The organism is Streptomyces sp. NPDC034049 (genome assembly GCF_055575575.1).
In genome coordinates this window covers 308804-332953 of sequence record NZ_JBVISJ010000005.1, presented here as the reverse complement: position 1 = coordinate 332953, position 24150 = coordinate 308804, and the positions used below count along the sequence as shown (strand labels likewise).

Sequence of the window (24150 nt, the reverse complement as noted above, 5' to 3'; positions counted from 1 at the left end):
AAAGCATGGTGGCACCCGATTCTTACTGGGAACCCGGAGGGGAGAGTCATGCTCGACCATGTCATCAAAGGTGCGACCGTCGTCGATGGGACAGGCTCGCCCGCGTACACCGCCGACGTGGGCATACGGGACGGCCGTATCGCCGTCATCGGCCAGGACGTCACCGAAGAAGCCCGTACGGCCGAGGACGCGGCCGGCCTCGTCCTCGCCCCCGGCTTCGTCGACCCCCACACCCACTACGACGCACAGCTGTTCTGGGACCCGTACGCGACGCCCTCCCTCAACCACGGGGTGACCACGGTCGCGGGCGGCAACTGCGGGTTCACCCTCGCGCCCCTCAACCCCGACCGCCCCGAGGACGCGGACTACACGCGCCGGATGATGTCCAAGGTCGAGGGGATGTCGCTGGTCGCGCTGGAGCAGGGCGCGCCCTGGACCTGGCACGGCTTCGGCGAGTACCTGGACGCGCTCGAAGGACGGATCGCGGTCAACGCCGGGTTCATGGTGGGGCACTGCGCGCTGCGGCGGTATGTGATGGGGCCGGACGCCATCGGCGGGCAGCCGAGCGCCGAGCAACTCGACGCCATGCTGCGGCTGTTCCACGAGGCGATGGACGCGGGCGCCTGGGGGCTGTCGACCACGCAGTCGTCGACGCACAGCGACGGGGACGGCAAGCCCGTCGCCTCGCGCCACGCCACGCCCGCCGAACTGATCGCGCTGTCCCGGGCGGTGGGCGAGCACGAGGGCACGCAGATCGAGGCGATCGTCGCCGGGTGCCTGGACCAGTTCAGCGACGACGAGATCGACCTTTTCGTCGAGATGAGCGCGGTCGCCGGGCGCCCCCTCAACTGGAACGTCCTCACCATCGACTCCGCCGTCCCCGAGCGCGTGCCGAGGCAGCTGGAGGCGAGCGAGCGGGCCCGGAAGGCGGGCGGCCGGGTGGTCGCGCTGACCATGCCGATCCTCACCCCGATGAACATGTCGCTGGGCACGTTCTGCGCGCTGAACCTCATCCCCGGCTGGGGGCCGGTCCTGGGCCTGCCGGTGCCCGAACGGATCGAGCGCCTCCGCGACCCCGACGTACGGGCGGAGATGCTGCGCCGGGCGGACTCCAAGGAGGCGGGCGTCTTCCGGCGGCTCGCGAACTTCGGCCGCTACGTCATCGGCGACACCTACAGCGAGGCCAACGAGGGCCTCACCGGGCGCGTCGTGCGGGACATCGCCGCCGAGCGGGGGCAGGAACCGTTCGAGTGCCTGGTGGAGATCTGCGCCGCCGACGACCTCCGTACGGTCCTGTGGCCCATGCCCACCGACAACGACCCCGACTCCTGGACCCTGCGCGCCGAGACCTGGCGGCACGAGGACGTCCTCCTCGGCGGCTCCGACGCGGGCGCCCACCTGGACCGCATGTGCGGCGCCCCGTACACCACCCGGTTCATCGGCGACTGTCTGCGCGGCCGGAAGCTGGTCGGTCTCGAGCAGGCGGTGAAGATGCTCACCGACGACCCGGCGCGCCTCTTCGGCCTGCGGGAACGGGGCCAGGTACGGGAGGGGTGGCATGCGGACCTCGTCCTGTTCGACCCGGAGCGCGTCGACGCCGGCAAGGCCACCCTGGTGCACGACCTGCCGGGTGACAGCCCACGCCTCGACTCCAGGGCGATCGGCGTACGGGCGGTCTGGGTCAACGGCGTCGAGGCGATCCGCGACGACGTGGTGACCGGCGCCGTGCCCGGCAAGGTCCTGCGCAGCGGGCGCGACACCCGCACGGTGAGTACGCGGTGAGCCGGCCGGGGTCTTCGGAAGGAGCTGCGGAGGAGTCCTCGGAGCGGCGGCGGCTGTTCATCGGCGGCTCCTGGGTCGAGCCCGACGGCGGGCACTACCCGGTGGTCGACCCGGCGACGGAGGAGGTCGTCGGGTGGGCGCCCGAGGCCTCGCGGGAACAGGTGCACGCGGCCGCCGCCGCCGCCCGGGAGGCCTTCGGCCCGTGGTCGAGGACGCCGGCCGCGGAACGGGCCGCGATCCTCGCCCGGACGGCGGACCACATACGACGCCACCTCGTGCCGTACGCCGACCTCGCGCAGGCCGAGAGCGGCGCGACGACCGGGACGGCGCGGGGCATGCAGGTGGGGGTGGGCGCCGCCCGTTTCCAGCGGTACGCGCGCGTGGAGCCGGTGGAGGAGCCGATCGCGCCCCAGATCAACGAGGCCGGGCCCTTCGGCAGGGCGGCCGTGATGGGTGCCCTCGCCGTACGTCAGCCCGTGGGCGTGGTCACCTGCGTCACCTCGTACAACAACCCCTGGGCCAACCCGGCGGGCAAGATCGCGCCCGCCCTCGCCATGGGCAACACGGTGGTCGTGAAACCGGCCCCGCAGGACCCGCTCTCCGTCCTGCGCATGGCGGAGGCCCTGGAGGCCGCCGGTGTTCCGCCGGGTGTGGTGAACGTGGTGAGCGGCTCGGGACCGGACGCCGGTGAGGCCGCCGTGGACTCACCGGACGTCGACATGGTCAGCTTCACCGGCTCCACGGCCGTCGGGCGGCGGATCGCGGAGGTCTGCGGGCGCGGGATGAAGCGCCAGCTGATGGAGCTGGGCGGGAAGGGCGCGGCGGTCGTCTTCGACGACGCGGACCTCGGCAGGGCCGTGGCCGGCATCGCCACCACCTTCACCTTCTACAGCGGACAGATCTGCACGGCACCGACGCGGGTGATCGCCCAGCGAGGCGTGTACGACCGCCTGGTGGCCCAACTGGCCGCCTACGCAACCAGGTTGCCGGTCGGGGATCCGCGCGCGCCGGGCACGGTGGTGGGGCCGGTGATCTCGGCGGCCCACCGCGACCGGGTCGAGTCGTACGTCGAACTGGGCCGCAAGGAGGGCGCGCGGGTGGTGGCGGGGGGTGAACGGCCGCCGTACGAACGGGGTTTCTGGGTGGCGCCGACCTTGCTGGCGGACTGCACGCCCGATATGCGGGTCGTCCGCGAGGAGATCTTCGGGCCGGTCGTCGTCGTCCTCCCCTTCGACGACGAGGACCATGCCGTGGCCCTCGCCGACGACAGCGACTACGGCCTCATCGACTACGTCTGGTCCGGCGACGTCGCCCGGGCGTTCCGGGTGGCCCGGCGCCTGCGCGCGGGCGGCGTGGGGGTGAACACGGTCGGCCGCAACATGGAGGCGCCGTTCGGGGGCTTCAAGCAGAGCGGGGTGGGGCGCGACGTGGGCTCGTACGCGCTGCACGCGTACAGCGAGACGCAGGCGATCGTCTGGCCGGGGTGATCGTTCTCTCACCTCTCACCTCAGGCGTTCTGCCGTCTGCCGTCTGAGCGCTGGTGCGGCGATGATGGCCGCATGCGTGGTCCTGGTGAGTCTCGGCGGCGTCCTCTGCTCTACCTGGACGTCGACGGGCCGTTGAACCCGTACGCGGCGAAGCCGGAGCGGCGGCCCGCCGGGTACGCGACGCACCGGATGAAGCCGCAGGGCTGGCTCGACCAGCATCCGGGTGAACCGGCGGCGTACGTCAAGCCGTTGCGGGTGTGGCTGAACGAGGAGCACGGGCGGCGGCTGCTGGAGCTGGGGCGCCGGTACGACCTGGTGTGGGCGACGACGTGGGGCGCCGAGGCGAACACGTACATCGGGCCGGTGCTGGGGCTGCCGGAACTGCCGGTGGTGGAGTGGCCGGGGGCGGCGGAACGGGCGGGGGTGGCGGAGCGGGCGGGCACCGGGGCGCGGTCGGGGGTGGGCCGCGACCCGGGGGCCGACGGGACCTCCTGGCCGGCCGGCCTGTTCTGGAAGACACCGCATCTCGTCGAGCACGCGGCGGGGCGCCCGTTCGCGTGGGTGGACGACGAACTGACCGCCATCGACCGCACCTTCGTCACCCGACGCCACGGACCACACGCCCTGCTGCACCGCATCGACCCCCGACTGGGCCTGCGCGAACCGGACTTCACGGCGCTGGCCGAGTTCGCCCGGACCGACACGCGCCCCGGAGGGGACACGGGTACGGTCGGCTGATGATCGTCTGGGTGAACGGCGCCTTCGGGAGCGGCAAGAGCACGCTGGTGGAGGAGTTGCGGGGGCGGTGGCCCGACGCGCTGGTCTTCGATCCGGAGGTGATCGGTTACGTGCTGCGGGAGATCGTGGAGGTGCCGACCGGGGACTTCCAGGATCTGCGGCTGTGGCGGCGGCAGGTGGCCGGGTTCCTGGTGGGGCTGGTGGAGGAGTACGGACGGCGGACGGTGCTGGTGCCGATGACCCTCGTGCGGCCCGCCTACGTGGCCGAGGTGTTCGGCGCGATCGAGGCCGCCGGCATCCCCCTCCACCACTTCTTCCTCCGGGTCCCCGAGGACGTGCTGACCGCCCGCATCGACGGCCGCAGCTTCACCCCGGACGACCCCGAGCAGGACGAACGGGTGCGTCGGTGGTGCAAGGACCGCATCGCGGTGTGCGCGACCGCGGCCGACACCCTCCCCTCCGACACGGTGTTCCTGGACGGCGAGGCGAGCCCGGCGGAGCTGGCTGAGCTGGTGCTCGGGCGGGTGGGCGGGTGAGGCTGGGGGGATGATCTCGCAGACCCGCCCCGTCGACCACGAACTCATCCGCGCCGCGGCCCATGTCGCCCGCACACGCTGCCGTGGCGACAACCACACCATGGCGGCCGCGGCCCGCGCCCGGGACGGTCGGATCGTCACCGCCGTGAACGCCTACCACTTCACCGGAGGACCCTGCGCCGAGTTGGTCCTGATCGGCGCCGCGGCCGCCCAGGGCGCCTACGAGCTGGACGTGATCGTCGCCGTGGGCGACCGCGACCGAGGGGTGGTGCCGCCGTGCGGCCGGTGCCGGCAGGTCCTGCTCGACTACTTCCCCGCCATCGGGGTCATCGTCGGTGAGGGCGACCGCCTGCGCACCGTCGCCATCACCGACCTGCTGCCCGCGAGCTACGTCTGGGCCGACCACCAACTCGACACCGACCAGCCCCCGCCCGTCGACACGGAGTGATGCCTGCCGACGGGGCGGTGGGGTGGTGGGCGAACGCGCTGGGATGACGGGGCGGTGGGGCGGCGGCCGGTGAGGTCGCGTCAGGCGACGCCGGTCGGGTCGTCGCCCCGGCCGATCGACAGCGACCACTGCACGCCCGTCGCGGCGGTGACGGAGACCGTGCCCGCGCGCTCCGCGCCGTCCATGACGAACTCGTTGGCGATGCTCTTCACCTCGCCGTCGAGGCACTCCATGGGGAACGAGGCGCTCAAGGGGCGGAGCACGACCTCGATCGTGCCTTTGCCCTCGCAGCTCACGGCGACCACCAGGGCCTTGGCCTCCCCCTTCCTCGCCGGCCCGAACTCCAGGTGCGCGCTGTCCCGGGTCCGGTCCTGACGCAGGACGACGCGGTCGGTCACGGGATCGGGAGCCCGATACGCCAACTCACGGGGTGCGTCGCCGTCGGCCTCGTCCCTGCGCTCGGCGCCGCCTCCGCCCCGGCCCTTGCCCTCGCCCCGGCCATGGTTCGCGGTCGCCTTCGCCGTCGGCTTCGACTCCGCCTCGGCCGGCGGCTGTGAGCAGGCGGTGGCGGAGAGAAGTACGGCCGCCGAGAGGAGTGCCGGCGCCCAGGTGGTGGTGCGGGTGCGGCGCGGCGCGCGTGGTGCACGTGACATGAACAACCCCCGTTTTCCGCCCCGTTGGTGGTGGGCGAGGCCGTGATCGTGACACCGGGGCGAGAGGGGCGACAAGGCGGCGGGGTGGGTTCAGAGGAGAATCTGAGGTTGCCGGTGGCTCACTTCTGGAAGCGGGTCTCGACGCGGGCCAGGGAGCCGGTCTCCAGGGCCGTCCACACGGCGCCGTCCGGGCCCAGTGCGATTCCGTGGGGTTCCGAGGAGGGGGTCGGCAGGTCGTACTCGTGGATCTCGTGCGGCTCGGGGTGCCCGGCGCCGTAGGCGATCCGGCCGACGCGGTTCGCGCCCCACTCGGTGAACCAGCAAGCACCACCGGCCCCGGCCCCGGCTCCGGCTCCGGCCCCGGCTCCGGCCACTGCCTCCGCCTCGGCGACGATGGCGTGCGGGCGGCACTCCCGGTCCGGCAGCGGGAACTCGTCGATCTTGCCGTCCGTGGTGATCCGCCCGATCTGCCCCGCCCCGATCTCCACGAACCACAGGGCCCCGTCACCACCGGCGGCGATGCCCACGGGCGCGGCGCCCGGCGTCGGCAGCGGGTGGACCGTGACGTCCCCGTCCAGGGTGATCGCACCGATGGCGTTCGCCTGGTTCATCGTGAACCACAGCCGGCCGTCCGACCCGGCCGCGATGGCCGACGCGAACGCCCCGGTGAGCGGGAGCGGGAACTCGGTGACCTCCCCGTCGGTCGTGATCCGGCCGATCCGGTCGGCCCCCGACTCCGTGAACCACAACGCGTCGTCGGCGCCGACCGCGATCCCGAACGGTCCCGCGTCCGGCGTCGGCAGCGTGAAGGACGTCACCTCGCCGGCCGTGCCGATCCGCCCGATCCGATGCCCCCGGAACTCGGTGAACCACAGCGCGCCGTCCGGCCCGGAGGTGATGACGGACGGCCCGCCGGTCGTCGTTTCGAGGGCGTACGACGTGACCTCACCGTCGAGCGCCAGCCGACCGATCCGCCCGGCGTGGACCAACGTGAACCACAACGCGCCGTCCGGCCCGGTCGTGACACCGTACGGCCCGGCCTCGGCGTCGGAGACGGCGAACTCCGTGATGGACACGGTCGTCTGGCGATCGGGCATGGGGTGGACTCCTCGGTCAGCGGTCAGCGGTCAGCGGTCAGCGGTCGGCGGTCAGCGGTCGGCGGTCGGCGGTCAGCGGATTGGCGGTCGGGCGATCGGGCGTTCAATCGTCCGTGACCACCTTCCACGGTGCGCCTGTGCCCTGTCGCGCGAATTCCGCCCGCATCGGGGGCTGTTGGGAAGGGCAGGGGTGACGGCATGGCTGACGAGACCTTCCACGACCCGCGGCTGGCCGGACTCTACGATCCGCTCGACCCCGACCGCGGCGACCTGGACGCCTATCTGCTCCTCGCGGAGGGGTTCGGCGCGAGGCAGGTGCTGGACATCGGCTGCGGGACGGGGGTGTTCGCGCTGCTGCTGGCGGAGCGTGGGGTGGAGGTCGTCGGGGTCGACCCGGCCGGTGCCTCCCTCGACGTCGCGCGGGCCAAACCCGGGGCGGACCGGGTCCGTTGGATCCACGGTGACGCGACGGACCTTCCCCCGCTCCAGGTCGACCTGGTCACGATGACGGCCAACGTGGCGCAGGAGATCGTCGACCCGGAGCTGTGGCGGCGGACCCTCGCGGGCGCGCACGAGGCTCTGCGGCCGGGCGGCCGGCTCGTCTTCGAGACCCGCGACCCGGCGGGACGGGCGTGGGAGACGTGGAACCGCGAGGCGTCGTACGGGGTGACCGACGTCCCGGGCGTCGGCACCGTCGAGAGCTGGGTGGAACTGACCGACATCACCGGCCCGTTGGTGTCGTTCCGCTGGCACTACGTCCTCGACGGGACCGGTGGCGCCGCCGGGGGCGAAGCCGTGACCCTCACCTCCGACTCCACCCTCAGATTCCGCGAACGGCGGGAGATCGAGGCGGACCTGCTCGCGCACGGCTACACGGTCGAGGACGTACGGGACGCTCCCGACCGGCCCGGGAAGGAGTTCGTGTTCGTGGCGTGCCGGCCAACGTCGTCCTGACCGATTCGCTCCGTGACCCGGACACGCTACGGCACTCCCCGAGGCAACCCGGCCGTCGTCGCGGCGGTCCTCTCGGGCATGGAACTCGATCCGGACCTCTGCCTGACCGTCCCTGAGGGCTTCGACGACTCGGACGCCGAGTCGCAGGTGCACCCCATGGCCAGAAAACTCTTCCCCGCCACCACGGCCGCGGACGCCTTCCGGAAGGCCCACGCGTGGGTGGGCGCACACGACGTCTTCCTGGTCGACGTCTCCTGGGACCACGCCCACGACGAGGACGAGCCCTACGTCCTGAGCATCTACTTCACCTTCGAGGAGGCCCCGGACCACCCCGGCTGACCCTGACCCACTGTGCCGGGCCGCGAAGGGAACGTCCTGCGCCGGACGGCATCCACCCCGCGACGTACGACGTACGGGGTGGAAGAGCAACCCGTCGGCGGTCTCGCAGGTCAGGCGTGGTGGTCGTGCAGGTCCACCCGTACCGTCAGCAGGTGGGAGCCCAGCACGCGTACCGCTGTGCTGTTGGCGCGGGGGAGGGTGCGCAGGCGGGCGATCGGGTCGTCGTCCGGGAGGAGGTGGGCCGTGCCCGTGTGCCAGCGGCCCCGGATGCGGACCCGGACCGACGGGTCGGCCTTGATGTTGCGGATGTAGTGGGACTTCTCGCCGTACTCGGAGACCAGCCAGAACGCGTCGCCGACACGACGGCCCCCGATGGGGGTGCGGCGCGGGAGGCCGGACGTGCGGCCGGTCGTCTCCAGCAGGGTCTGAAGGGGGACCCTGCGCAGCAGCGGGTTGGCGACGTGACGCTGGAAGGCCGTCACGACGCGTTGCTTCAGCTCCGTTTCACGGGACATTCGGAGTGGTTCTCCTCGGTGTGTGGGAGGTACGGGGTACAGGATCGGGTGCGGGGCGAAGGCGGTGGGTGGCCGGTGCGGGTCGTGACGTGGAACCTGTGGTGGCGGTTCGGGCCGTGGCAGGAGCGGCAGAAGGCGATCCTCGCCGTGCTGCGTGAACTGCGGCCCGATGTCGTTGGGTTGCAGGAGGTCTGGGAGCAGACGGGCGACCAGCAGACGGGCGACCAGCAGGCGGGCGACGGGCAGGCGAGCGACGAGCAGGCGGCCGACGGGGCGGAGAGCGGCGAGGGGAATCTCGCCGGATGGCTCGCCCGGGAACTCGGCATGCACTGGGCCTGGGGCGAGTACGGCGACGCCGAGCGCTGGCAGCGACGGATCGGTGACCCGCGCGTCGGGATCGGCACCGCCGTGCTCAGCCGGTGGCCCGTGCTGGAGCGGGACGCCATCGGGCTGCCGACGGCGGAGGGCGGCAGCGGGCGCGGCGCGCTCTACGCCCTCCTCGACGCACCCGGCGCGCCCATCCCCTTCTTCACCGCCCACCTCAGCTCCGAGACCGCCGCGTCCGCGCAGCGCTGCCGCCAGGTCACCGCGCTGGCCGAGTTCGTGGCCCGGCACCGCGGCCGCCCCACCGGCGACACCGGCCGAACCGGCCACCCGCCCGTGATCACCGGTGACTTCAACGCCTGGCCCGACTCCGACGAGGTCCGGCTGTTCGGCGGCTACAGGACCGCGCCCGCCGTCCCCGGGCAGTGCTTCTTCGACGTCTGGGAGTACGCCGAACCGGGCGCCCCCTCGGCCACCTGGGACCTCGCCAACCCGTACGTCGCCGGTTCGCACGGGCCGAGCGTACGGGTCGACTACATCCACGTCGGACCGCCGGGCCCCGGCGGACTCGGCCACGTACGCGCCGTGCGCAGAGCGGGCGACGGCCCCGTCGACGGCGTCTGGCCCTCCGACCACACGGCCGTCGTCGCGGACCTGGCCGACTGGGCCGACGCGGCCGACCGGCGGAACGGGGGCGGGTCCGAACCCACCGGCCGGGCCGGGGCGCGCTGATTGCCTCGCCGCACGCCCCGCGCCCGCCCCCGCTCCCGCCCGACGTGCCCTACGGCTTCCGGCCCACCCCGCCGTGCTGGCCGATCGGCTTCGGCCGGCCCGTCGTCGTGTCGTCCGGGTGCCACAGGGGCACGGAGACGACGCCCGGGTCGAGCAGGTCGAGACCGTCGAAGTAGCCGGTGATCTGGTCGATCGGGCGCAGGAAGTACGGGACGGCGCCCGTCTCGTTGTAGGCGTCCTGGGCGTGCTCGTAGTCCGGATCGGTGCCCCGGGAGCCCTCGTTGATGTTGAGGTAGCTGCCGGAGGGAAGGCCGGCGAGCAGGCGGCGGACGATGTCACGGGCCTCCTCGTACTCGGCGACATGGCCCAGGATGCCGCTGAGGATCAGCGCCGTCGGCCGCGACAGGTCCAGCGTCCGGGACGCGGCCTCCAGGATGCGCTCCGGTTCGTAGAGGCTCGCGTCGACGTACGCGGTGGCGCCCTCCGGGGAGGAGTAGAGCAGCGCGCGGGCGTGCGCGAGGACCATCGGGTCGTTGTCGACGTAGACGATCCGCGCCTCCGGCGCGCTGCGCTGGGCGACCTGGTGGGTGTTGTCGGCCGTGGGCAGCCCGGTGCCGACGTCCAGGAACTGCCGGACGCCCTCCACCTCCACCAGGTGCCGGATGCTGCGCCGCAGGTACGCGCGGCTGCTGCGGGCGATGGTGACGATGCCGGGGAAGGCGCCGGCGTACGCGTCGCCGGCCGCCTCGTCCACCGGGTAGTTGTCCTTGCCGCCCAGCCAGTAGTTCCAGATGCGGGCGGAGGCGGGCACCGAGGTGTCGACCTTCTCCTTCGCCGCCGGAGCCGCCGCCGGGTCGGGCGTGGTCACGTGATCGGTCATGGGCGCCGTCTCCTGTCGCCGTGCAGGGTGCGTCGGCACACAGACAGACGCACACTTCGTGTCGAGCCAAACCTAAAGCCCAACACGAGTATTTCGTACGAGGGTTCCCCCTACCGTCCCCGCATCTTCCTGCCGGCCACCATCGCGCGACGGCCGGCGAGCCCCCGGCCGCTATCGCCGTCCGAGGAAGATCGGGTTGGTGAAGGCCGCCAGCGGGCCCGGGAAGCCCGGGACGATCGGCGGCCTGCGGACCTCGGCGCGTACGTACGCCGCGTACGAGGCCGTCGTACGCCACTGCGCCGCGCCCGTGCCGGACTCCGGGATCGCGGGCGAGGTGAACAGGACACCCTGGTCGGTCACGAAGCGGATGGTGCAGCCGGCGGAGCCCGTCGCCTCCAGGGAGACGGTGACCGGGGTGTCGGCGTCCACCGTCAACCGCTCCCCGATGCCCGCGTGTTCGCCCCGCGCCCCGGACGCCGTGAACGACACGGACACGTCCTTGGACTCGGCGACGTACGAGCGGCCCGCCCGCAGTCCCTCCTGGATCGCCTCCCGGCTCAACTCGTCGGCCAGGACGACCGTCTGGGGCCGCCCGACGGGGTCGGGATCGCGGTGCGCGTCGCTGTTGCCCATCGCGGGGATCCACTCCCGGCGGCCCTCGCGCACGCCCGCGACCAGCATGCCGTCCCAGTCGGCGAGCGCCACCTCGTCCTCCGGCGAGTAGGCGCCGTTCCACACCTCCACCGCGTCCGCCTCGCCGAAGCCGAACTTCCAGTTGCAGCCGATGCAGGTGGCGTGCGGATGGGCCGGGACGACCAGGCCTCCGGCGCGCCGGATCTGCCGGGCGTACTTGCCGAACCGGTTGTCCCGCGCCCGGTAGCGCCAGTCGACGAACGTGCCCGGATCGACGCCGAGCGCCACCACGTGCCCGTTGCGCGTGGTGACCTCCTCGCCCAGCATGATCAGCAGGTCGTCACCCGCGTGCTCGGCCCAATGGGCGTGCGCGGACTGCGTGTTGTGCTCCGAGCTGTTGATGAAGTCCAGGCCGGCGGCACGGGCGAGGGCCGCCAGCTCGGCGGGGGTGCGGCGGCCGTCGGAGTACCAGGAGTGGAGGTGGCAGTCGCCCCGGTACCAGGCCCGGCCCCGCCCCTTGGCCCGCTCCGGCGGGTACACCGGCTTCACGGCAGCGGCCGGACGCCCGTACGTCAGGGTGATCGTGATCTCGTACGGCAGCCCGTCCGGTGCCACCGTGTACGGGCCCAGCGCGATGTGCCAGGTGCCGGGGCGTACGGGGCCCGGGAGGTAGCCCGGGGTCGCCTCGTCCGTCCGGATGAAGAACTCCGTGCGCGCGCCGCCCGACCAGCCCCGGAACCCCTTGCCGCCCAGCTCGGTGCCGCGTTCGTCGAAGACGCCGATGTCGAGCGCGTTGCCCATGGTGCCGGCCGGGACGGTCGTTCTCTCGTAGCTGTAGGAGACCCTCAACTCCCGTACCCCCGGCGGCACTTCTACCGGCAGATACACGAAATCGGGGGAGCCGGTGGGGAGGGATCCCCTGATCGTCCTCGTCTCCTGCTCGCCGTCCGCGGCCTCGGCGCCGCTCGTCCCAAAGGTCACGCTTCCCAACGTAAGCGCGGCCGCGGCCGACGTCACGAACAGCGCGCGCCTTCCCATTCCGTTCCCGTCACCGTGGTGGTCGTCGCACATGCTGCTGCTCCCCGGTCGGTCGTGAGTGACATGGCGTGGGTGGTGCTGCCTGTGGTGCGTGTCACCTTCGTATGCGGTGGTGAACTGTGGGGCAAGGGAAGGGAATCGCCAGTTTTCGATACGGCTCTCCCGGCGGGGGAGCCGCCGCCGGGCCCGGGCCTCCACCCGGCCCCGGCCGACGAGAGAGCAGGAGAGCGCGCGTGCGGACCCCGACCTGTCTGCTGGGTGGAGCCGGTGTCACCGACCGGGTCACGTACGGCCATGACGCGGACCGGTTCGTGGAGATCGGCTCCCTCACCAAGGTGCTCACGGGCACCGTCCTCGCCCGGCTGGCGGCGGCGGGGGACCTGGGCCTCGACACGCCGCTGGAGGAGTGCCTCGACGAGGTGCCGAGGGGGACCGGCATCACCCTCCTGCACCTCGCCGAGCACACGTCGGGCCTGCCCCGGCTGCCCGTCGGGCCCACCGGCCCGCCCGACGACCCGTACGCCGGATTCACGGAGACGGCCCTGCGGGAGTCGCTGCGCGACCTGGACCGGCTGACGGCCGGACGGACGGGCCGTCAGGAGTACTCCAACCTCGGCTACGCCGTGCTCGGGCTGGCACTCACCACCGTCACCGGGTGCTCGTACCAACAGCTGGTGGACACCCACGTCTTGGTGCCGCTCGGGCTGGGTGCGGGGGCGATGACGGCGACGCCGCCGGAGGAGCGACGGCTCGTGCCGCGCGATCTGTTCGGCCGGCCCCGGCCGCTGTGGACGATGACCGGCGCGATCCTGCCGGCCGGCGGTCTGTGGTCCAGCTGCCGGACGCTGGCGGACCTCGTGGTCGCCCAGCTCGTGGAACGCCGCTTCGGCGAACCGGCGCCCTCCTGGCAGCGCGGGCCCTCGCTCCGGTGGCACGACGGCGCCACCCGCGGCTCGTCGGTCGTGGCCGCCGCGTACGACGACGGCCGCTGGATCCTGGTCCACCGCCTCGGCGACGTGACCGCCACGGCCAAGAAGGCCAAACACACCCTCCACACGCTCACGACCCCACCGCCCGGGGAAGACCCCTAGTCGCCCTGCGCAACCTCCGCGACGAAGTCACCGAGCGGCCAACTCCCACCACCGCAGTCACCCCACGCAAACCCAGGCCCTGCACCGCTACCCGCGCTGGCGCAACGCCGACGCCCGCCACCCCGACCTACTCGCCGCACAGCGCGAGGAACGCGCCCGCATCCGCAGCGAGAAGGGCATCCGCTGGGGCGGGCGCCCCCTCGCAACCGCAGCCTGACCAACCCGGCGAACTGATGAGGCGGCAGGCACCAGGTCGCATCTGTCAGGGGTAGTTCAGGGTTGTGATCAGGGTGATCACTCATGGGCGACGGCGACTGCACGCAGCAGAGTTGGCGTTGTCAACAGGTCCCATCAGCGCCGTGGAGAAGAAGCTTCGATGCGCATCCGCCTTGCCGTCACCACCCTCGCCCTGGCCACCGCTCTCACCGTCGGCGCGGCCCTGCCCACGGCTGCCGCCACGCCTGCTTCCAGCGCCCCGGCGTCCGCGAACCTCACCGTTCAGGAAATCCTCGACCACCTGCCCGACGACGTCGTCGCGGGTGCGCTCATCAGACGGGACGGCGTGGGCGCCACCGCCGGCCCGGTCACCGCTGACGCCCATGCTCGGATCGGCAGTGTCACCAAAGCGTTCACCAACACGGTGATTCTCCAACTCGTCGCCGAGCACCGGATCGGCCTGGACGCACCGGCGCGAAGGTACGTCCCCCACGTGCTGCCCGAGGCGTATCACCGCGTCACCGTGCGCCAGCTCCTCGACCACACGAGCGGCCTGCCCAAGCCCGCCCCGACCCCCGTCCCTGCCGACGGACCCGGATGGCAGCTCAGATCAGTGACGCCCGAAGACTTCTTGCGGGACTCGTTCGCCGCAGCCACCGACGCGCCGCCCGCACCCGGCTCCGAGCAGCAGTACAACGGACTCAACTCTTTCGTCCTCGGCCTGGTCGTCGAGAAAGTCACCGGCCACTCCTTCACCGACGAACTACAGCGCAGGATCATCCGGCCGCTGCGTCTGAGGCACACGAGCCTGCCCGCCGCCGACGACCCGACGATCCCCTCGCCCCACGCGGAGGTGTACCTCGACGGGCAGGACGTGACCGAGCAGAGCCCGTACCCGTGGGCCGAGGGAGGCATGATCTCCACCGCCGCCGACCTGGACCGCTTCGTCACCGCACTGTTCCGGGGCCGCCTGCTCCCACCCGCCCAGCAGAAGCTGGTATTCGAGGTACCGAACGTGAAGAGCGCCACCGACAACAAGAACTGCGTCGGCCAGGCGGCCTGCTACAGCATCGGCGGACTCCTGCGCCACCAGCTCCCAAGTGGCGAGTACGCGTGGGGCAAGACCGGTTCCCGCCCCGGCTGGGACAACGGGTTCTTCGCCACCCGCGACCTCCGGCACCTCGTGGTGTACTCCCTGAACCCGACGGGGACCGGCAACGACCTCCCGTACATCAAGGCGATCGTCAACGCCGGGCTCGCCGACTGACAGCCGGACCTCCCCTCCACGACACCACCGGTTGGACGCTGTACTGCACGGGATTTTCAATGCCGCGCGCATGAGTGCCGGCCTGTCCCGCGAGGCCCTCGGCGTCGCGGTCCTCGCGTCGGCCGGTCTCGTCCAGGCGATGGAGGAGGAGCATCGGCGGCCGTCCGAAACGACGGCCGACCGGATCTCCCGCGCGCTGGGCTTGGATCCGGGGGCGGATGCGGTGTTGCGGTCCACGGCCGTCGAGGACCGGCAGGCAGGCCCCAGGGGCCGACCGGTCGGCTCCCCTATGTGCCGACCGGTCGGTATGGACATCCTTGTCCCGAGCGGTTAGAGATGACACATGCGCATCTCCGTGACGATCTTCCTCACCGACGAGACGATCACTCCGACCCGGCTCGCCCGTGAGCTGGAGCAACGCGGTTTCGCGGGGCTCTACCTCCCCGAGCACACCCACATCCCCGTCGAGCGGACGACCCCGTACCCGGCCGGCGGCGACCTGCCGCGCGAGTACGGCCGTACCCTCGACCCCTTCGTCGCGCTCGGCCAGGCTGCGGCCGTCACCGAGCGACTGGGGCTCGGCACCGGGATCACCCTGGTCGCCCAGCACGACCCGATCGACCTCGCGAAGCAGATCGCGACCGTCGACCACCTCTCCGGAGGCCGCCTCACCCTCGGCCTCGGCTACGGCTGGAACGTCGAGGAGGCCGCCGACCACGGGGTCGAGTGGCGCACCCGGCGCGAGCTGGTGCGCGACCGCATGGCGCTGATGCGGGCGCTGTGGTCGGAGGAACCTACGGCGTACGAGGGGCAGTTCGGGAGCGTGCGGGCGAGTTCCGCGTACCCGAAGCCGGTGCAGAAGGCGCGGGGGCCGGTGGTGGGGCCGCGCACGCTGATCGGTGGGGCCGCGGGGCCCAAGCTGTTCGCGCACATCGCCGAGTACGCGGACGGGTGGCTGCCGATCGGCGGGCGGGGGCTCGGGGACGCGTTGCCAGCGCTGCGGGCGGCGTGGGCGGACGCGGGGCGCGATCCCGCCGGGCTGCAAGTGGTGCCTTACGCGGTGCAGCCGAGTGCGGGGAAGCTGGCGTACTACGCGGAGTCGGGCATCGAGGAGGCCGTGGTGCAGCTGCCTCCGGCGGGGGAGGCCGAGGTGCTGGGGCTGCTGGACGAGTACGCGGTGTTCTTGGGGGAGGGTGCGTGAGAGGCGGCGGCGCCTGAGAGCTCGGGGGGCGGGGCTCGTCGGCGGGTGCGGGTCCGGTGGGGCTTGCTCGCGCAGTTCCCCGCGCCCCTGAAAAGCAGGGGCTGTGCCCCATGCTTTTCAGCCCGCCGCTGCCTTCTGGGCCCGCAGGGCCTCGCCTTTCATGCCCGTGGGCCTGGGCTTCTCAGGGGCGCGGGGAACTGCGCGAGAACCCCCACGCCCCCGCACCCGCCCACGAAACCCGCATCCCCGGGTTAGGAGGCGCCCACCCCACCGGCGGAGCCAAGTCGCTCGTATGCTCGACGGATGACGACTTCCGCGACCTCGGGAAACGGACCCACCGGCCCCCAGGGCCCCACCGGCCCCACCGAGAACTCCATGCGGCGCGCACTCAAACGCGCCCGTGACGGCGTGGCGCTCGACGTGAGCGAGGCGGCGGTGCTGCTCCAGGCGCGCGGCGCGGACCTGGAGGACCTCGCCGCGTCGGCGGCGCGGGTGCGGGACGCGGGGCTCGCGGAGGCCGGGCGGCCCGGTGTGATCACGTACTCGAAGAGCGTCTTCATCCCGCTCACCCGGCTCTGCCGGGACAAGTGCCACTACTGCACGTTCGTCACCGTCCCGGGCAAGCTGCGCCGCGCCGGCCACGGGATGTTCATGTCGCCGGACGAGGTGCTGGACGTGGCCCGCAAGGGGGCCGCGCTCGGCTGCAAGGAAGCGCTGATCACGCTCGGCGACAAGCCGGAGGACCGCTGGCCGGAGGCGCGCGAGTGGCTCGACGCGCACGGCTACGACGACACGATCGCGTACGTCCGCGCCATCTCCATCCGCATCCTGGAGGAGACGGGCCTCCTCCCGCACCTCAACCCCGGCGTCATGAGCTGGACGGACTTCCAGCGGCTCAAGCCGGTGGCGCCCTCCATGGGCATGATGCTGGAGACGACCGCGACCCGCCTGTGGTCCGAGCCGGGCGGCCCCCATCACGGCTCCCCGGACAAGGAACCGGCGGTCCGGCTGCGGGTGCTGGAGGACGCGGGCCGCTCCTCGGTCCCCTTCACCTCCGGTGTCCTCATCGGCATCGGCGAGACGTACGAGGAACGCGCGGAGTCCCTCTTCGCCCTCCGCAAGGTCTCCCGGGCCTACCACGGCATCCAGGAACTGATCATCCAGAACTTCCGCGCCAAGCCGGACACCGCGATGCGCGGCATGCCGGACGCGGAACTGGACGAGCTGGTCGCCACGGTGGCCGTCGCCCGGCACCTCATGGGCCCGGCCGGCTGCATCCAGGCCCCGCCGAACCTCGTCGACAGCGAGTACGAGCGGCTGATCGGCGCCGGGATCGACGACTGGGGCGGGGTCTCCCCCCTCACCATCGACCATGTGAACCCCGAGCGCCCCTGGCCGCAGATCGAGGAACTCACCGAACGCTCCCGCGCCGCCGGCTTCGAGCTGCGCGAACGCCTGTGCGTGTACCCGGAGTTCGTCTCGCGCGGCGAGCCGTGGCTGGACCCGCGTCTCCTGCCCCACGTACGGGCCCTGGCCGACCCGGAGACCGGCCTCGCCCTGCCGGACGCGGTCGTCGAAGGGCACCCGTGGCAGGAGCCCGAGGAGGTCTTCGTCGCCACCGGCCGCACGGACCTGCACACCGCCGTCGACACCGAGGGCCGTACCGGCGACCGCCGCGAGGACTTCGACTCCGTCTACGGCGACTGGGGCGCCCTGCGCGAGGCGGCGGCGCCGGGCATGGTGCCCGAGCGCATCGACACCGACGTACGGTCGGCGCTGGCGACGGCGGCCGACGACCCGACGAAGCTGACGGACGCCGAGGCGCTCGCCCTGCTGCACGCGGACGGCCCGGCGCTGGACGCGCTCACCCGGATCGCGGACGACGTCCGCAGGTCGGCGGTCGGCGACGACGTCACCTACATCGTCACCCGGAACATCAACTTCACCAACGTCTGCTACACCGGCTGCCGCTTCTGCGCCTTCGCGCAGCGCCGCACGGACGCCGACGCGTACACGCTCTCCCTCGACCAGGTCGCCGACCGCGCCCAGCAGGCCTGGGACCTCGGCGCGGTCGAGGTCTGCATGCAGGGCGGCATCCACCCCGACCTGCCGGGCACCGCGTACTTCGACATCGCGAAGGCCGTGAAGTCCCGCGTCCCCGGCATGCATGTGCACGCCTTCTCCCCGATGGAGGTGGTGAACGGCGCGACCCGCACCGGGATGTCGATCCGCGAGTGGCTGACGGCCGCGAAGGAAGCGGGCCTGGACTCCATCCCCGGTACGGCGGCGGAGATCCTGGACGACGAGGTCCGCTGGGTCCTGACCAAGGGCAAGCTGCCGACGGCGACCTGGATCGAGGTGGTGACGACCGCCCACGAGCTGGGCATCCGCTCCTCCTCGACGATGATGTACGGCCATGTCGACCAGCCCCGCCACTGGCTCGGCCACCTGCGCACGCTGGCCGGCATCCAGCAACGGACCGGCGGCTTCACCGAGTTCGTGACCCTGCCGTTCATCCACACCAACGCGCCCGTGTACCTGGCGGGCATCTCCCGCCCCGGCCCGACGATGCGCGACAACCGCGCCGTCACCGCCATGGCCCGCCTCCTCCTCCACCCCTGGATCCCCAACATCCAGACCAGCTGGGTCAAACTCGGCACGGAGGGTGCGGCCGAGATGCTCCGCTCGGGCGCCAACGACCTGGGCGGCACCCTGATGGAGGAGACCATCTCCCGCATGGCGGGCTCCTCCTACGGCTCCTACAAGTCGGTCAAGGACCTGATCGCGGTCGCCGACGCGGCGGGCCGCCCCGCGAGGCCTCGCACGACCCTGTACGGCGAGGTCCCGCAGGAACGCCAACAGGCGGCCCGAGCCTCCGACGGCCACCTGCCGGACCTGCTGCCGGTACTGGACTGACCCACCTGCGGGAGACCGGAGGGGGGCAACAGGAACCCCCGAACTGCCGGCGGCCCGATGACCGCCGGCAGCGGGGCGGCCGGTGCGGGAGGTCTGTCGGCCGGTCGGCCGATCGGTCTGTCGGTCTGTCGGCCGGTCGTGGGGGCTCAGTCGGTCGTGGGGGCTCAGCCGGTCCTGGTCTCGTTCGCCGGCAGATGGGTCACCAGCAGTACCACTCCGCTCAGCAGGAACACGCGGAGGGCGGCGTCGAGGCCGTTCCAGTCGCTGGACTGCCACATGACGAACCATTCGCCGCCGATGGCCATGAAGCCGGCGCCGAAGAGGAGGAGGACCATGAGCAGGCCCAGGGTGCTGTAGCGGCGGGCCGTGTGGAAGGTGCGGTGGCCGAGGGCCCGGGCCCAGAACCAGGTGGCGGCGATGAGCAGCAGCGCCGCGACGGTCTCCCAGACGATGATGAGGACGTACGCCGCGTCCTGGACGCCCTTCGACTCGATGGCCCGCCACATCAGGTCCTCGTCCTTGAACGTGGTGTCCATGGCGAAGACATGGCGGACGAACTGCTGGTTCGTGCCGAAGTCGGTGATGTTGCTGAACGCGACGAGCGCCATGTAGAGGGCGACCGTGCCGACGAGCAACGTGGAGGCGAGGGGAAGAAGTGAGCCGCGGGGGGTCTGGGATTCAGCCATGGTCCAACTATGTGCGTGAGCATGGATCATCCCCAGGTGTTTTTCGGCGCGTTGGATCACAATGAGACCCGTCGCTGGCGGAAAACCGTGGAGAACCGAGGAAGGCCGGAGGAGTTCGCATGGGTCGCGCGCAGCCGCAGATTCCCACGATGCAGGAGCTGATCCGGCGGCGCACCCGACAGGGCTTCGTCGGCCGCGGCAGCGAACGGGCGGCGTTTCGAGCCAACTTCGATCTGCCCATCGAGGACGAGCGACGTCGCTTCCTCTTCCACGTACACGGCAACGCGGGCATCGGAAAGACCTTCCTGGCAAGGGAGTTGGAGCAGATCGCCCAGGAGCGCGGCGCCCTCACCGCGTACCTCGACGACGGCGTCGGCAGCGTCCCGGAGGCCCTGGCCGTCGTCGCGGACCGCTTCGCCCGGCAGGGACACCGGTGCAAGGACCTGGAACGGCTGCTGGCCGCGCACCGGGAGCGGCGGTACGAGGCGGAACTGGCCGCGGTGGCCTTCGCGGAGCCGGACGCGGACCCGGATGCGGCGGGGGAGGCGGGGCCCGGCGCGCCGGCCGGCGCGGGGCGGCGGTCAGGGGCCACCGGCGCCGCCGAGCCGTCCGCCGCGAGCCTGGCCGCCGCCCGGGCCACGCTCGTCGCACTCGGCCTCGTCCCCGTGGTCGGCCCCTTCGCGGGCGCCGTCGACCCGGCCGAACTCGTCCGCCAGGCCGCCCGGTTGCGCGGAGGCCTCGGTGCGCGGGCGCGCGGCCACGAGGACGCCGAGCTGCTGCTCGCCCCCGAACTCGTCCTCACACCTGCGTTGTTGGAGGAGCTGGGCGCGGTCGCCTCCGAAGTGCCCTGGCTCGTCCTCCTCTTCGACACCTACGAACGGACCGGCGCCTTCCTCGACCCGTGGCTCCACGATCTCGTCTCCGGCGACCGCTACGGCCCCCTCCCCGGCAACGTCGTCCTCGTCACGGCGGGCCGGCACCCCCTCGACGCCGCCCGCTGGGGCGGCCTCACCGACTTCGTCCTCGACCTGCCCCTGCGGCCCTTCACGGAGACCGAGTCACGCGGCCTCCTCGCCGCCAAGGGCGTCCTCGCCGAGCCCGTCGTCGACGAAGTCCTGCGGCTCACCGGTGGGTTGCCCGTCCTGGTCTCCACCCTCGCCGAGGCCCGACCCGCCGACCTCGACGACCTCGCCGACACGGGCGACACCAGCGCCATGGCCGTGGAGCGCTTCCTGAAGTGGGAGACGGACCCGGTACGCCGGGCCGCCGCGCTGACCTGCGCGCTGCCCCGCTGGCTGGACACGGACGTCTTCCGGGCGGCCGTCGCGGGTGCGGCCACCGAGACGGGCGGCCGCGCCGGTCCGGGCGGGGGCGCCGGTTCCGCCGACGGCGGCGGTCCGGATGACGGCGGCCGTCCGGATGGTGACGGCGGTCCGGATGACGGCGGCCGTCCGGATGACGGCTGCGCCACCGGCACGGCGGCGAACGGCGGGCGCCGCCCCGGCGCGGACGCGGGCGACGCTCGCGCCCCCGGCGCGAATGCGGGCGACCGGCACGCCCCCGGCGCAGGGGCGGCCGGCCACGTCGACGCCGGTCACGTCGCCCACGCCCCCGACGCGCTGTTCACCTGGCTGCGTGCCCTCCCCTTCGTCACCGATCGCGGGGACCGGGTGGTGTTCCACGACGTCGTACGGGCACCGATGGTCCGGTTGCAGCGGCTGCGCTCCCCCCGGCTCTGGAGCGAGCGGCACCGGCGGCTGGCGGACGCCTTCGCCGGATGGCGGGCGGAGATCGAGACCGCCGGGGAGACGGAGATCGAGGCTCCCGGGGAGACGCAGGCCGGCCCGCCGGACACGGAGTCGCGGGACGGGAGGTCGCCGGACAGCCGGTCGCGCGAGCGGGAGTGGTGGGGTGGTGAGCGGTGGCGCGAGCTGCGGCTCGCCGAGGCGTACCACCGGCTGTGCGCGGGGGAGCGCGGGGCGCTCGCCGGGGTGCTGCGCGCGGTCGTCGACGCGTGCGGGGAGGGGGAGGCGGTGGCCCGGCGGTGGGCCGAGGCCCTCACACAGGCGGGCCAGGACGCCGCCGACGAGGACACCGAACGCTGGGGGCGCGAGCTGCTGGGCGCGCTGGAGCGCGGCGGCGTCCACGACGCGCTGGGAGCCCTGCTGCTCCGGGCCGGTCTCGACGCACGTCGGGAGGCGCGGGCGCGGGCCCTGCGGGGCCGGGCGCTGCACCGGGAGGGGGCGCACGAGCGGGCGGTGACCGAGTACGACCGGGCGCTCGCCCTCGACCCCGACTCGGCCACGGCGTGGCAGGGCAGGGCGGTCGCCCGGGCGCACACCGGGGACTACGCCGGGGCCGTGGCCGACCTCGACCGCGCCGACGCGCTCGCCCCCGACGACGTGACCACCCTCGTCCTGCGGGGCGACTACCACCGCCTCCTCGGCGACCTCGACGCGGCGGTCGCCGACCTCGACCGGGCGGTGGCCCTGGACCCCGTACGCCGCTCCACCTGGGCCTCGCGGGGAGCCGCCCGGCACGCGCAGGGCCGCCTCGACGAGGCCCTCGCGGACCTGGACCGCGCCCTGGAGCTGGACGGGGCGTATGTGTGGGCCCTGATGCGCCGGGCGCGCGTACGACGCTCCCGGGGCGAGCACGAGCGGCAGCTGGCCGACCTGCACCACGCCGTGGCCCTCGATCCGGAGGCCCCCCTGCCGCGCTGCGAACGGGCGGACGCCCTGCGCGGCGTCGACCGCGACGAGGAGGCCCTGGCCGACTACGACCGCGCCATCGCGCTCAACCCGGTGTACGCCTCCGCGTACGCCGGCCGGGGCGTCTCCCGCGCCAAGCTCGGCCGCCACGACGCGGCCCTCACCGACCTCGACACCGCCCTGGCCCTCTTCCCCGACTACCCCTGGGCCCTGCGCCACCGTGCGGCCCTCCACCTCGAACTCGGCGACGCGGAGCGGGCGTCGGCCGACGCGGGGCGGGCCCGGGAGCTGCGCCCCGGCGACGCGTCGATCGCGGACCTGCACACCCGGGCCGCGGGAGCGGCGGCGACGACGGCCCGTACGACACCGGGCCGACCGTCACAGTGAGGCGCGGGGAAGGGGAGGGGGAGGGAGGGGCCGGGGCCCCGCCACCCGCCCCGCGCGGGCGCCCTACCGCGCGAACCCCAGCCCGAACCGGGCCCCCTTCTCCGGTGCCTTGAACGTGGCCGGGCCGAAGGAGGTGATGTGGGAGGTGACCAGGCCGTTCTTCGAGCCGCGGAAGAGCCAGGCCGCGCCGGAGTCCCGGAGGGCGCCGTCCTCCCCGGGCGCGCCGACGGCGAGGTCGGCGCGGGCGTTGGCGTTGACGTCGAGGAGCGAGACGGCCGCGCCGAAGGTGTCGCCGGTCTCGGAGGCGCCGGGGACCCCGGGGTCGGACTGGTCGAAGGCCTGGGCGCCGGTGCCGGTGAGACCCGAGGCCCCGCCCTTCAGCAGGACGACCGACCCGGCGTCCACGACGGAGCCGATGTCCTCGCCGGGGACGCCGACCGCGATGTCGGGGTAGCCGTCGCCGGTCACGTCACCGGCCGCAACGGAGTAACCGAACTGGTCGCCGCCGTACTGGTCGAAGTGGTCCGCGTCGCTCTCCCCGACACCCGGGACGCCCTTGGTGTCCTGGGTGATCCTCGTCGTACGGGTGGAGGGGCCCTTCGCCGAGCCGTAGACGACGCGGACGTTGCCGGCCTCGTCCGTCATCACCTCGGCGATGTGGCCGACCTCGCGGGAGACGTAGTCGCCGTAGCCGTCCAGGTTCACGTCGGCGACGACGCCGCCGAGCGTGAAGTAGCCGGTGGATCTGGCGGTCTGGCTCACCCCGGTCGCGGTGCCCGGGCGCCACTGGGCCTGGTACGCCTTCTCCTCGAAGCCGCCGGTGGTGATCAGGTCGTCCTTGCCGTCGCCGTTCATGTCGCCGACGGTGATCTCCCAGATCTCGTCGTGCTCGTCGATCTCGATGGTGGAGACGGAGGCGGGGACGCCGTCCCGGGTGAAGGGGCCGAGCTGGATCCGCAGGCCGCCCTGGCCGGTGGTGACGAGGTCGCCCTTGCCGTCGCCGTTGAAGTCGCCGTCGACGGCCCGGTAGACCCGGCCGGGGAAGGCGGTCGCCGAGGTCAGGCCCTTCGCCGAACCCCACAGGATCACGTCGGCCTCGTTGAAGCCGCCCACCGCGAGATCGGTGTAGCCGTCGCCGTCGAGGTCGCGCGCGGCCGTGGTGTTGCCGAAGAAGGTGCCCGCCTTCGTGGCGTCCGGGAGCCATGCGGTGGTGCGCGAGAGCACCTGGGGGTGGGCGGTGTCGGCGCCCGCGGCGGAGCCGTACACGACCGAGACGTGACCGGCGCTCTCGGCGCCCGCGACGCTCGCGTAGGGCGCGTCGATCACCAGGTCGGCGAAGCCGTCGCCGTTGAAGTCACTGATCGGCGCCTTCGGCACCGCCGCGGCGGGCGTGGCGGCGATCAGCGGAACGGCCGGCAACACGGCGGCGACGACGGCCGCGGCCGCACCGCCCCGAAGGCCGCTCCGAATGCTGCCACGACGGCTGCGGTGAGTTCTGCTGCTGAGGGGCACGGATTCT

Annotated in this window: 21 protein-coding genes and 1 pseudogene; 15 read left to right on the top strand and 7 right to left on the bottom strand. The window is 73.0% G+C overall.

Going from position 1 to position 24150, the window contains the following annotated elements; genetic code table 11:
• Positions 1-48 precede the first annotated feature (48 nt).
• From ACZ52C_RS17695 to ACZ52C_RS17675, 5 genes are all read left to right on the top strand, one after another.
• A complete protein-coding gene (locus ACZ52C_RS17695; RefSeq protein WP_469075576.1) occupies positions 49-1782 on the top strand; it encodes an N-acyl-D-amino-acid deacylase family protein in 1734 nt (577 codons plus the stop codon).
• On the top strand, positions 1779-3269 hold the full coding sequence (locus ACZ52C_RS17690) for an aldehyde dehydrogenase family protein (protein ID WP_469075575.1): 1491 nt from the start codon (positions 1779-1781) through the stop codon (positions 3267-3269). Before ACZ52C_RS17695 ends, ACZ52C_RS17690 begins: the two co-directional genes overlap by 4 nt.
• A gap of 72 nt (positions 3270-3341) precedes the next feature.
• Positions 3342-4007 carry a hypothetical protein gene (locus ACZ52C_RS17685; protein WP_469075574.1) on the top strand — a complete coding sequence of 222 codons (666 nt, stop codon included), beginning with the start codon at positions 3342-3344 and terminating at the stop codon, positions 4005-4007.
• Positions 4007-4543 (top strand): P-loop nucleotide/nucleoside kinase family protein, encoded by a 537-nt coding sequence (locus ACZ52C_RS17680; protein ID WP_469075573.1) that lies wholly within the window; start codon positions 4007-4009, stop codon positions 4541-4543. The genes ACZ52C_RS17685 and ACZ52C_RS17680 overlap by 1 nt, the downstream gene beginning before the upstream one ends.
• A 10-nt stretch (positions 4544-4553) precedes the next feature.
• On the top strand, positions 4554-4991 hold the full coding sequence (locus tag ACZ52C_RS17675; RefSeq protein WP_469075572.1) for a cytidine/deoxycytidylate deaminase family protein: 438 nt from the start codon (positions 4554-4556) through the stop codon (positions 4989-4991).
• A gap of 80 nt (positions 4992-5071) precedes the next feature.
• Here ACZ52C_RS17675 and ACZ52C_RS17670 read toward each other — a convergent pair whose 3' ends face one another.
• Both ACZ52C_RS17670 and ACZ52C_RS17665 read right to left on the bottom strand, forming a co-directional pair.
• A complete protein-coding gene (locus ACZ52C_RS17670; RefSeq protein WP_469075571.1) occupies positions 5072-5644 on the bottom strand; it encodes a hypothetical protein in 573 nt (190 codons plus the stop codon).
• 119 nt (positions 5645-5763) lie between these two features.
• Positions 5764-6741 carry a Vgb family protein gene (locus ACZ52C_RS17665; protein WP_469075570.1) on the bottom strand — a complete coding sequence of 326 codons (978 nt, stop codon included), beginning with the start codon at positions 6739-6741 and terminating at the stop codon, positions 5764-5766.
• 198 nt (positions 6742-6939) lie between these two features.
• Here ACZ52C_RS17665 and ACZ52C_RS17660 point away from each other — a divergent pair, with 198 nt between their 5' ends.
• Positions 6940-7695 carry a class I SAM-dependent methyltransferase gene (locus ACZ52C_RS17660; RefSeq protein ID WP_469075569.1) on the top strand — a complete coding sequence of 252 codons (756 nt, stop codon included), beginning with the start codon at positions 6940-6942 and terminating at the stop codon, positions 7693-7695.
• Positions 7696-7707: 12 nt separating this feature from the next.
• Positions 7708-8034 carry a hypothetical protein gene (locus ACZ52C_RS17655; RefSeq protein ID WP_469075568.1) on the top strand — a complete coding sequence of 109 codons (327 nt, stop codon included), beginning with the start codon at positions 7708-7710 and terminating at the stop codon, positions 8032-8034.
• A 110-nt stretch (positions 8035-8144) separates the two neighbouring features.
• Here ACZ52C_RS17655 and ACZ52C_RS17650 read toward each other — a convergent pair whose 3' ends face one another.
• A complete protein-coding gene (locus tag ACZ52C_RS17650) occupies positions 8145-8549 on the bottom strand; it encodes a nitroreductase/quinone reductase family protein (protein WP_469075567.1) in 405 nt (134 codons plus the stop codon).
• Positions 8550-8624: 75 nt separating this feature from the next.
• Between ACZ52C_RS17650 and ACZ52C_RS17645 the strand changes: the two genes are divergently transcribed.
• Positions 8625-9605: an endonuclease/exonuclease/phosphatase family protein gene (locus tag ACZ52C_RS17645; protein ID WP_469075566.1), complete on the top strand. Its 981-nt coding sequence runs from the start codon at positions 8625-8627 to the stop codon at positions 9603-9605.
• A gap of 49 nt (positions 9606-9654) precedes the next feature.
• Here the strand turns inward: ACZ52C_RS17645 and ACZ52C_RS17640 are convergent, their stop codons facing one another.
• Both ACZ52C_RS17640 and ACZ52C_RS17635 read right to left on the bottom strand, forming a co-directional pair.
• A complete protein-coding gene (locus tag ACZ52C_RS17640) occupies positions 9655-10485 on the bottom strand; it encodes an SAM-dependent methyltransferase (RefSeq protein WP_469075565.1) in 831 nt (276 codons plus the stop codon).
• Positions 10486-10656: 171 nt separating this feature from the next.
• Positions 10657-12189 (bottom strand): CehA/McbA family metallohydrolase, encoded by a 1533-nt coding sequence (locus ACZ52C_RS17635; protein WP_469075564.1) that lies wholly within the window; start codon positions 12187-12189, stop codon positions 10657-10659.
• A gap of 200 nt (positions 12190-12389) precedes the next feature.
• Here ACZ52C_RS17635 and ACZ52C_RS17630 point away from each other — a divergent pair, with 200 nt between their 5' ends.
• The 6 genes and pseudogenes from ACZ52C_RS17630 (at position 12390) to ACZ52C_RS17605 (ending at position 18847) form a co-directional block, all read left to right on the top strand.
• A complete protein-coding gene (locus ACZ52C_RS17630) occupies positions 12390-13247 on the top strand; it encodes a serine hydrolase domain-containing protein (RefSeq protein WP_469075563.1) in 858 nt (285 codons plus the stop codon).
• Between the two features lie 31 nt (positions 13248-13278).
• Positions 13279-13464 (top strand): annotated as a pseudogene (locus tag ACZ52C_RS17625) (IS630 family transposase); the annotation flags it as partial.
• Between the two features lie 159 nt (positions 13465-13623).
• Complete coding sequence (locus tag ACZ52C_RS17620) at positions 13624-14730, top strand: serine hydrolase domain-containing protein (RefSeq protein WP_469075562.1); 1107 nt, start codon at positions 13624-13626, stop codon at positions 14728-14730.
• Between the two features lie 70 nt (positions 14731-14800).
• A complete protein-coding gene (locus ACZ52C_RS17615; protein ID WP_469075561.1) occupies positions 14801-15064 on the top strand; it encodes a helix-turn-helix domain-containing protein in 264 nt (87 codons plus the stop codon).
• 9 nt (positions 15065-15073) lie between these two features.
• Positions 15074-15931: an LLM class F420-dependent oxidoreductase gene (locus tag ACZ52C_RS17610; protein ID WP_469075560.1), complete on the top strand. Its 858-nt coding sequence runs from the start codon at positions 15074-15076 to the stop codon at positions 15929-15931.
• A gap of 303 nt (positions 15932-16234) precedes the next feature.
• A complete protein-coding gene (locus tag ACZ52C_RS17605) occupies positions 16235-18847 on the top strand; it encodes a bifunctional FO biosynthesis protein CofGH (protein WP_469075559.1) in 2613 nt (870 codons plus the stop codon).
• Between the two features lie 164 nt (positions 18848-19011).
• On the opposite strand, the gene ACZ52C_RS17600 is transcribed toward ACZ52C_RS17605, so the two are convergent.
• Positions 19012-19533, bottom strand: coding sequence for a DUF2165 domain-containing protein (locus tag ACZ52C_RS17600; protein ID WP_469075558.1), 522 nt, complete (start codon positions 19531-19533; stop codon positions 19012-19014).
• 119 nt (positions 19534-19652) lie between these two features.
• Between ACZ52C_RS17600 and ACZ52C_RS17595 the strand changes: the two genes are divergently transcribed.
• Positions 19653-22631, top strand: coding sequence for a tetratricopeptide repeat protein (locus tag ACZ52C_RS17595; RefSeq protein WP_469075557.1), 2979 nt, complete (start codon positions 19653-19655; stop codon positions 22629-22631).
• 63 nt (positions 22632-22694) lie between these two features.
• Here ACZ52C_RS17595 and ACZ52C_RS17590 read toward each other — a convergent pair whose 3' ends face one another.
• On the bottom strand, positions 22695-24143 hold the full coding sequence (locus ACZ52C_RS17590; protein WP_469075556.1) for an FG-GAP-like repeat-containing protein: 1449 nt from the start codon (positions 24141-24143) through the stop codon (positions 22695-22697).
• Positions 24144-24150 lie beyond the last annotated feature (7 nt).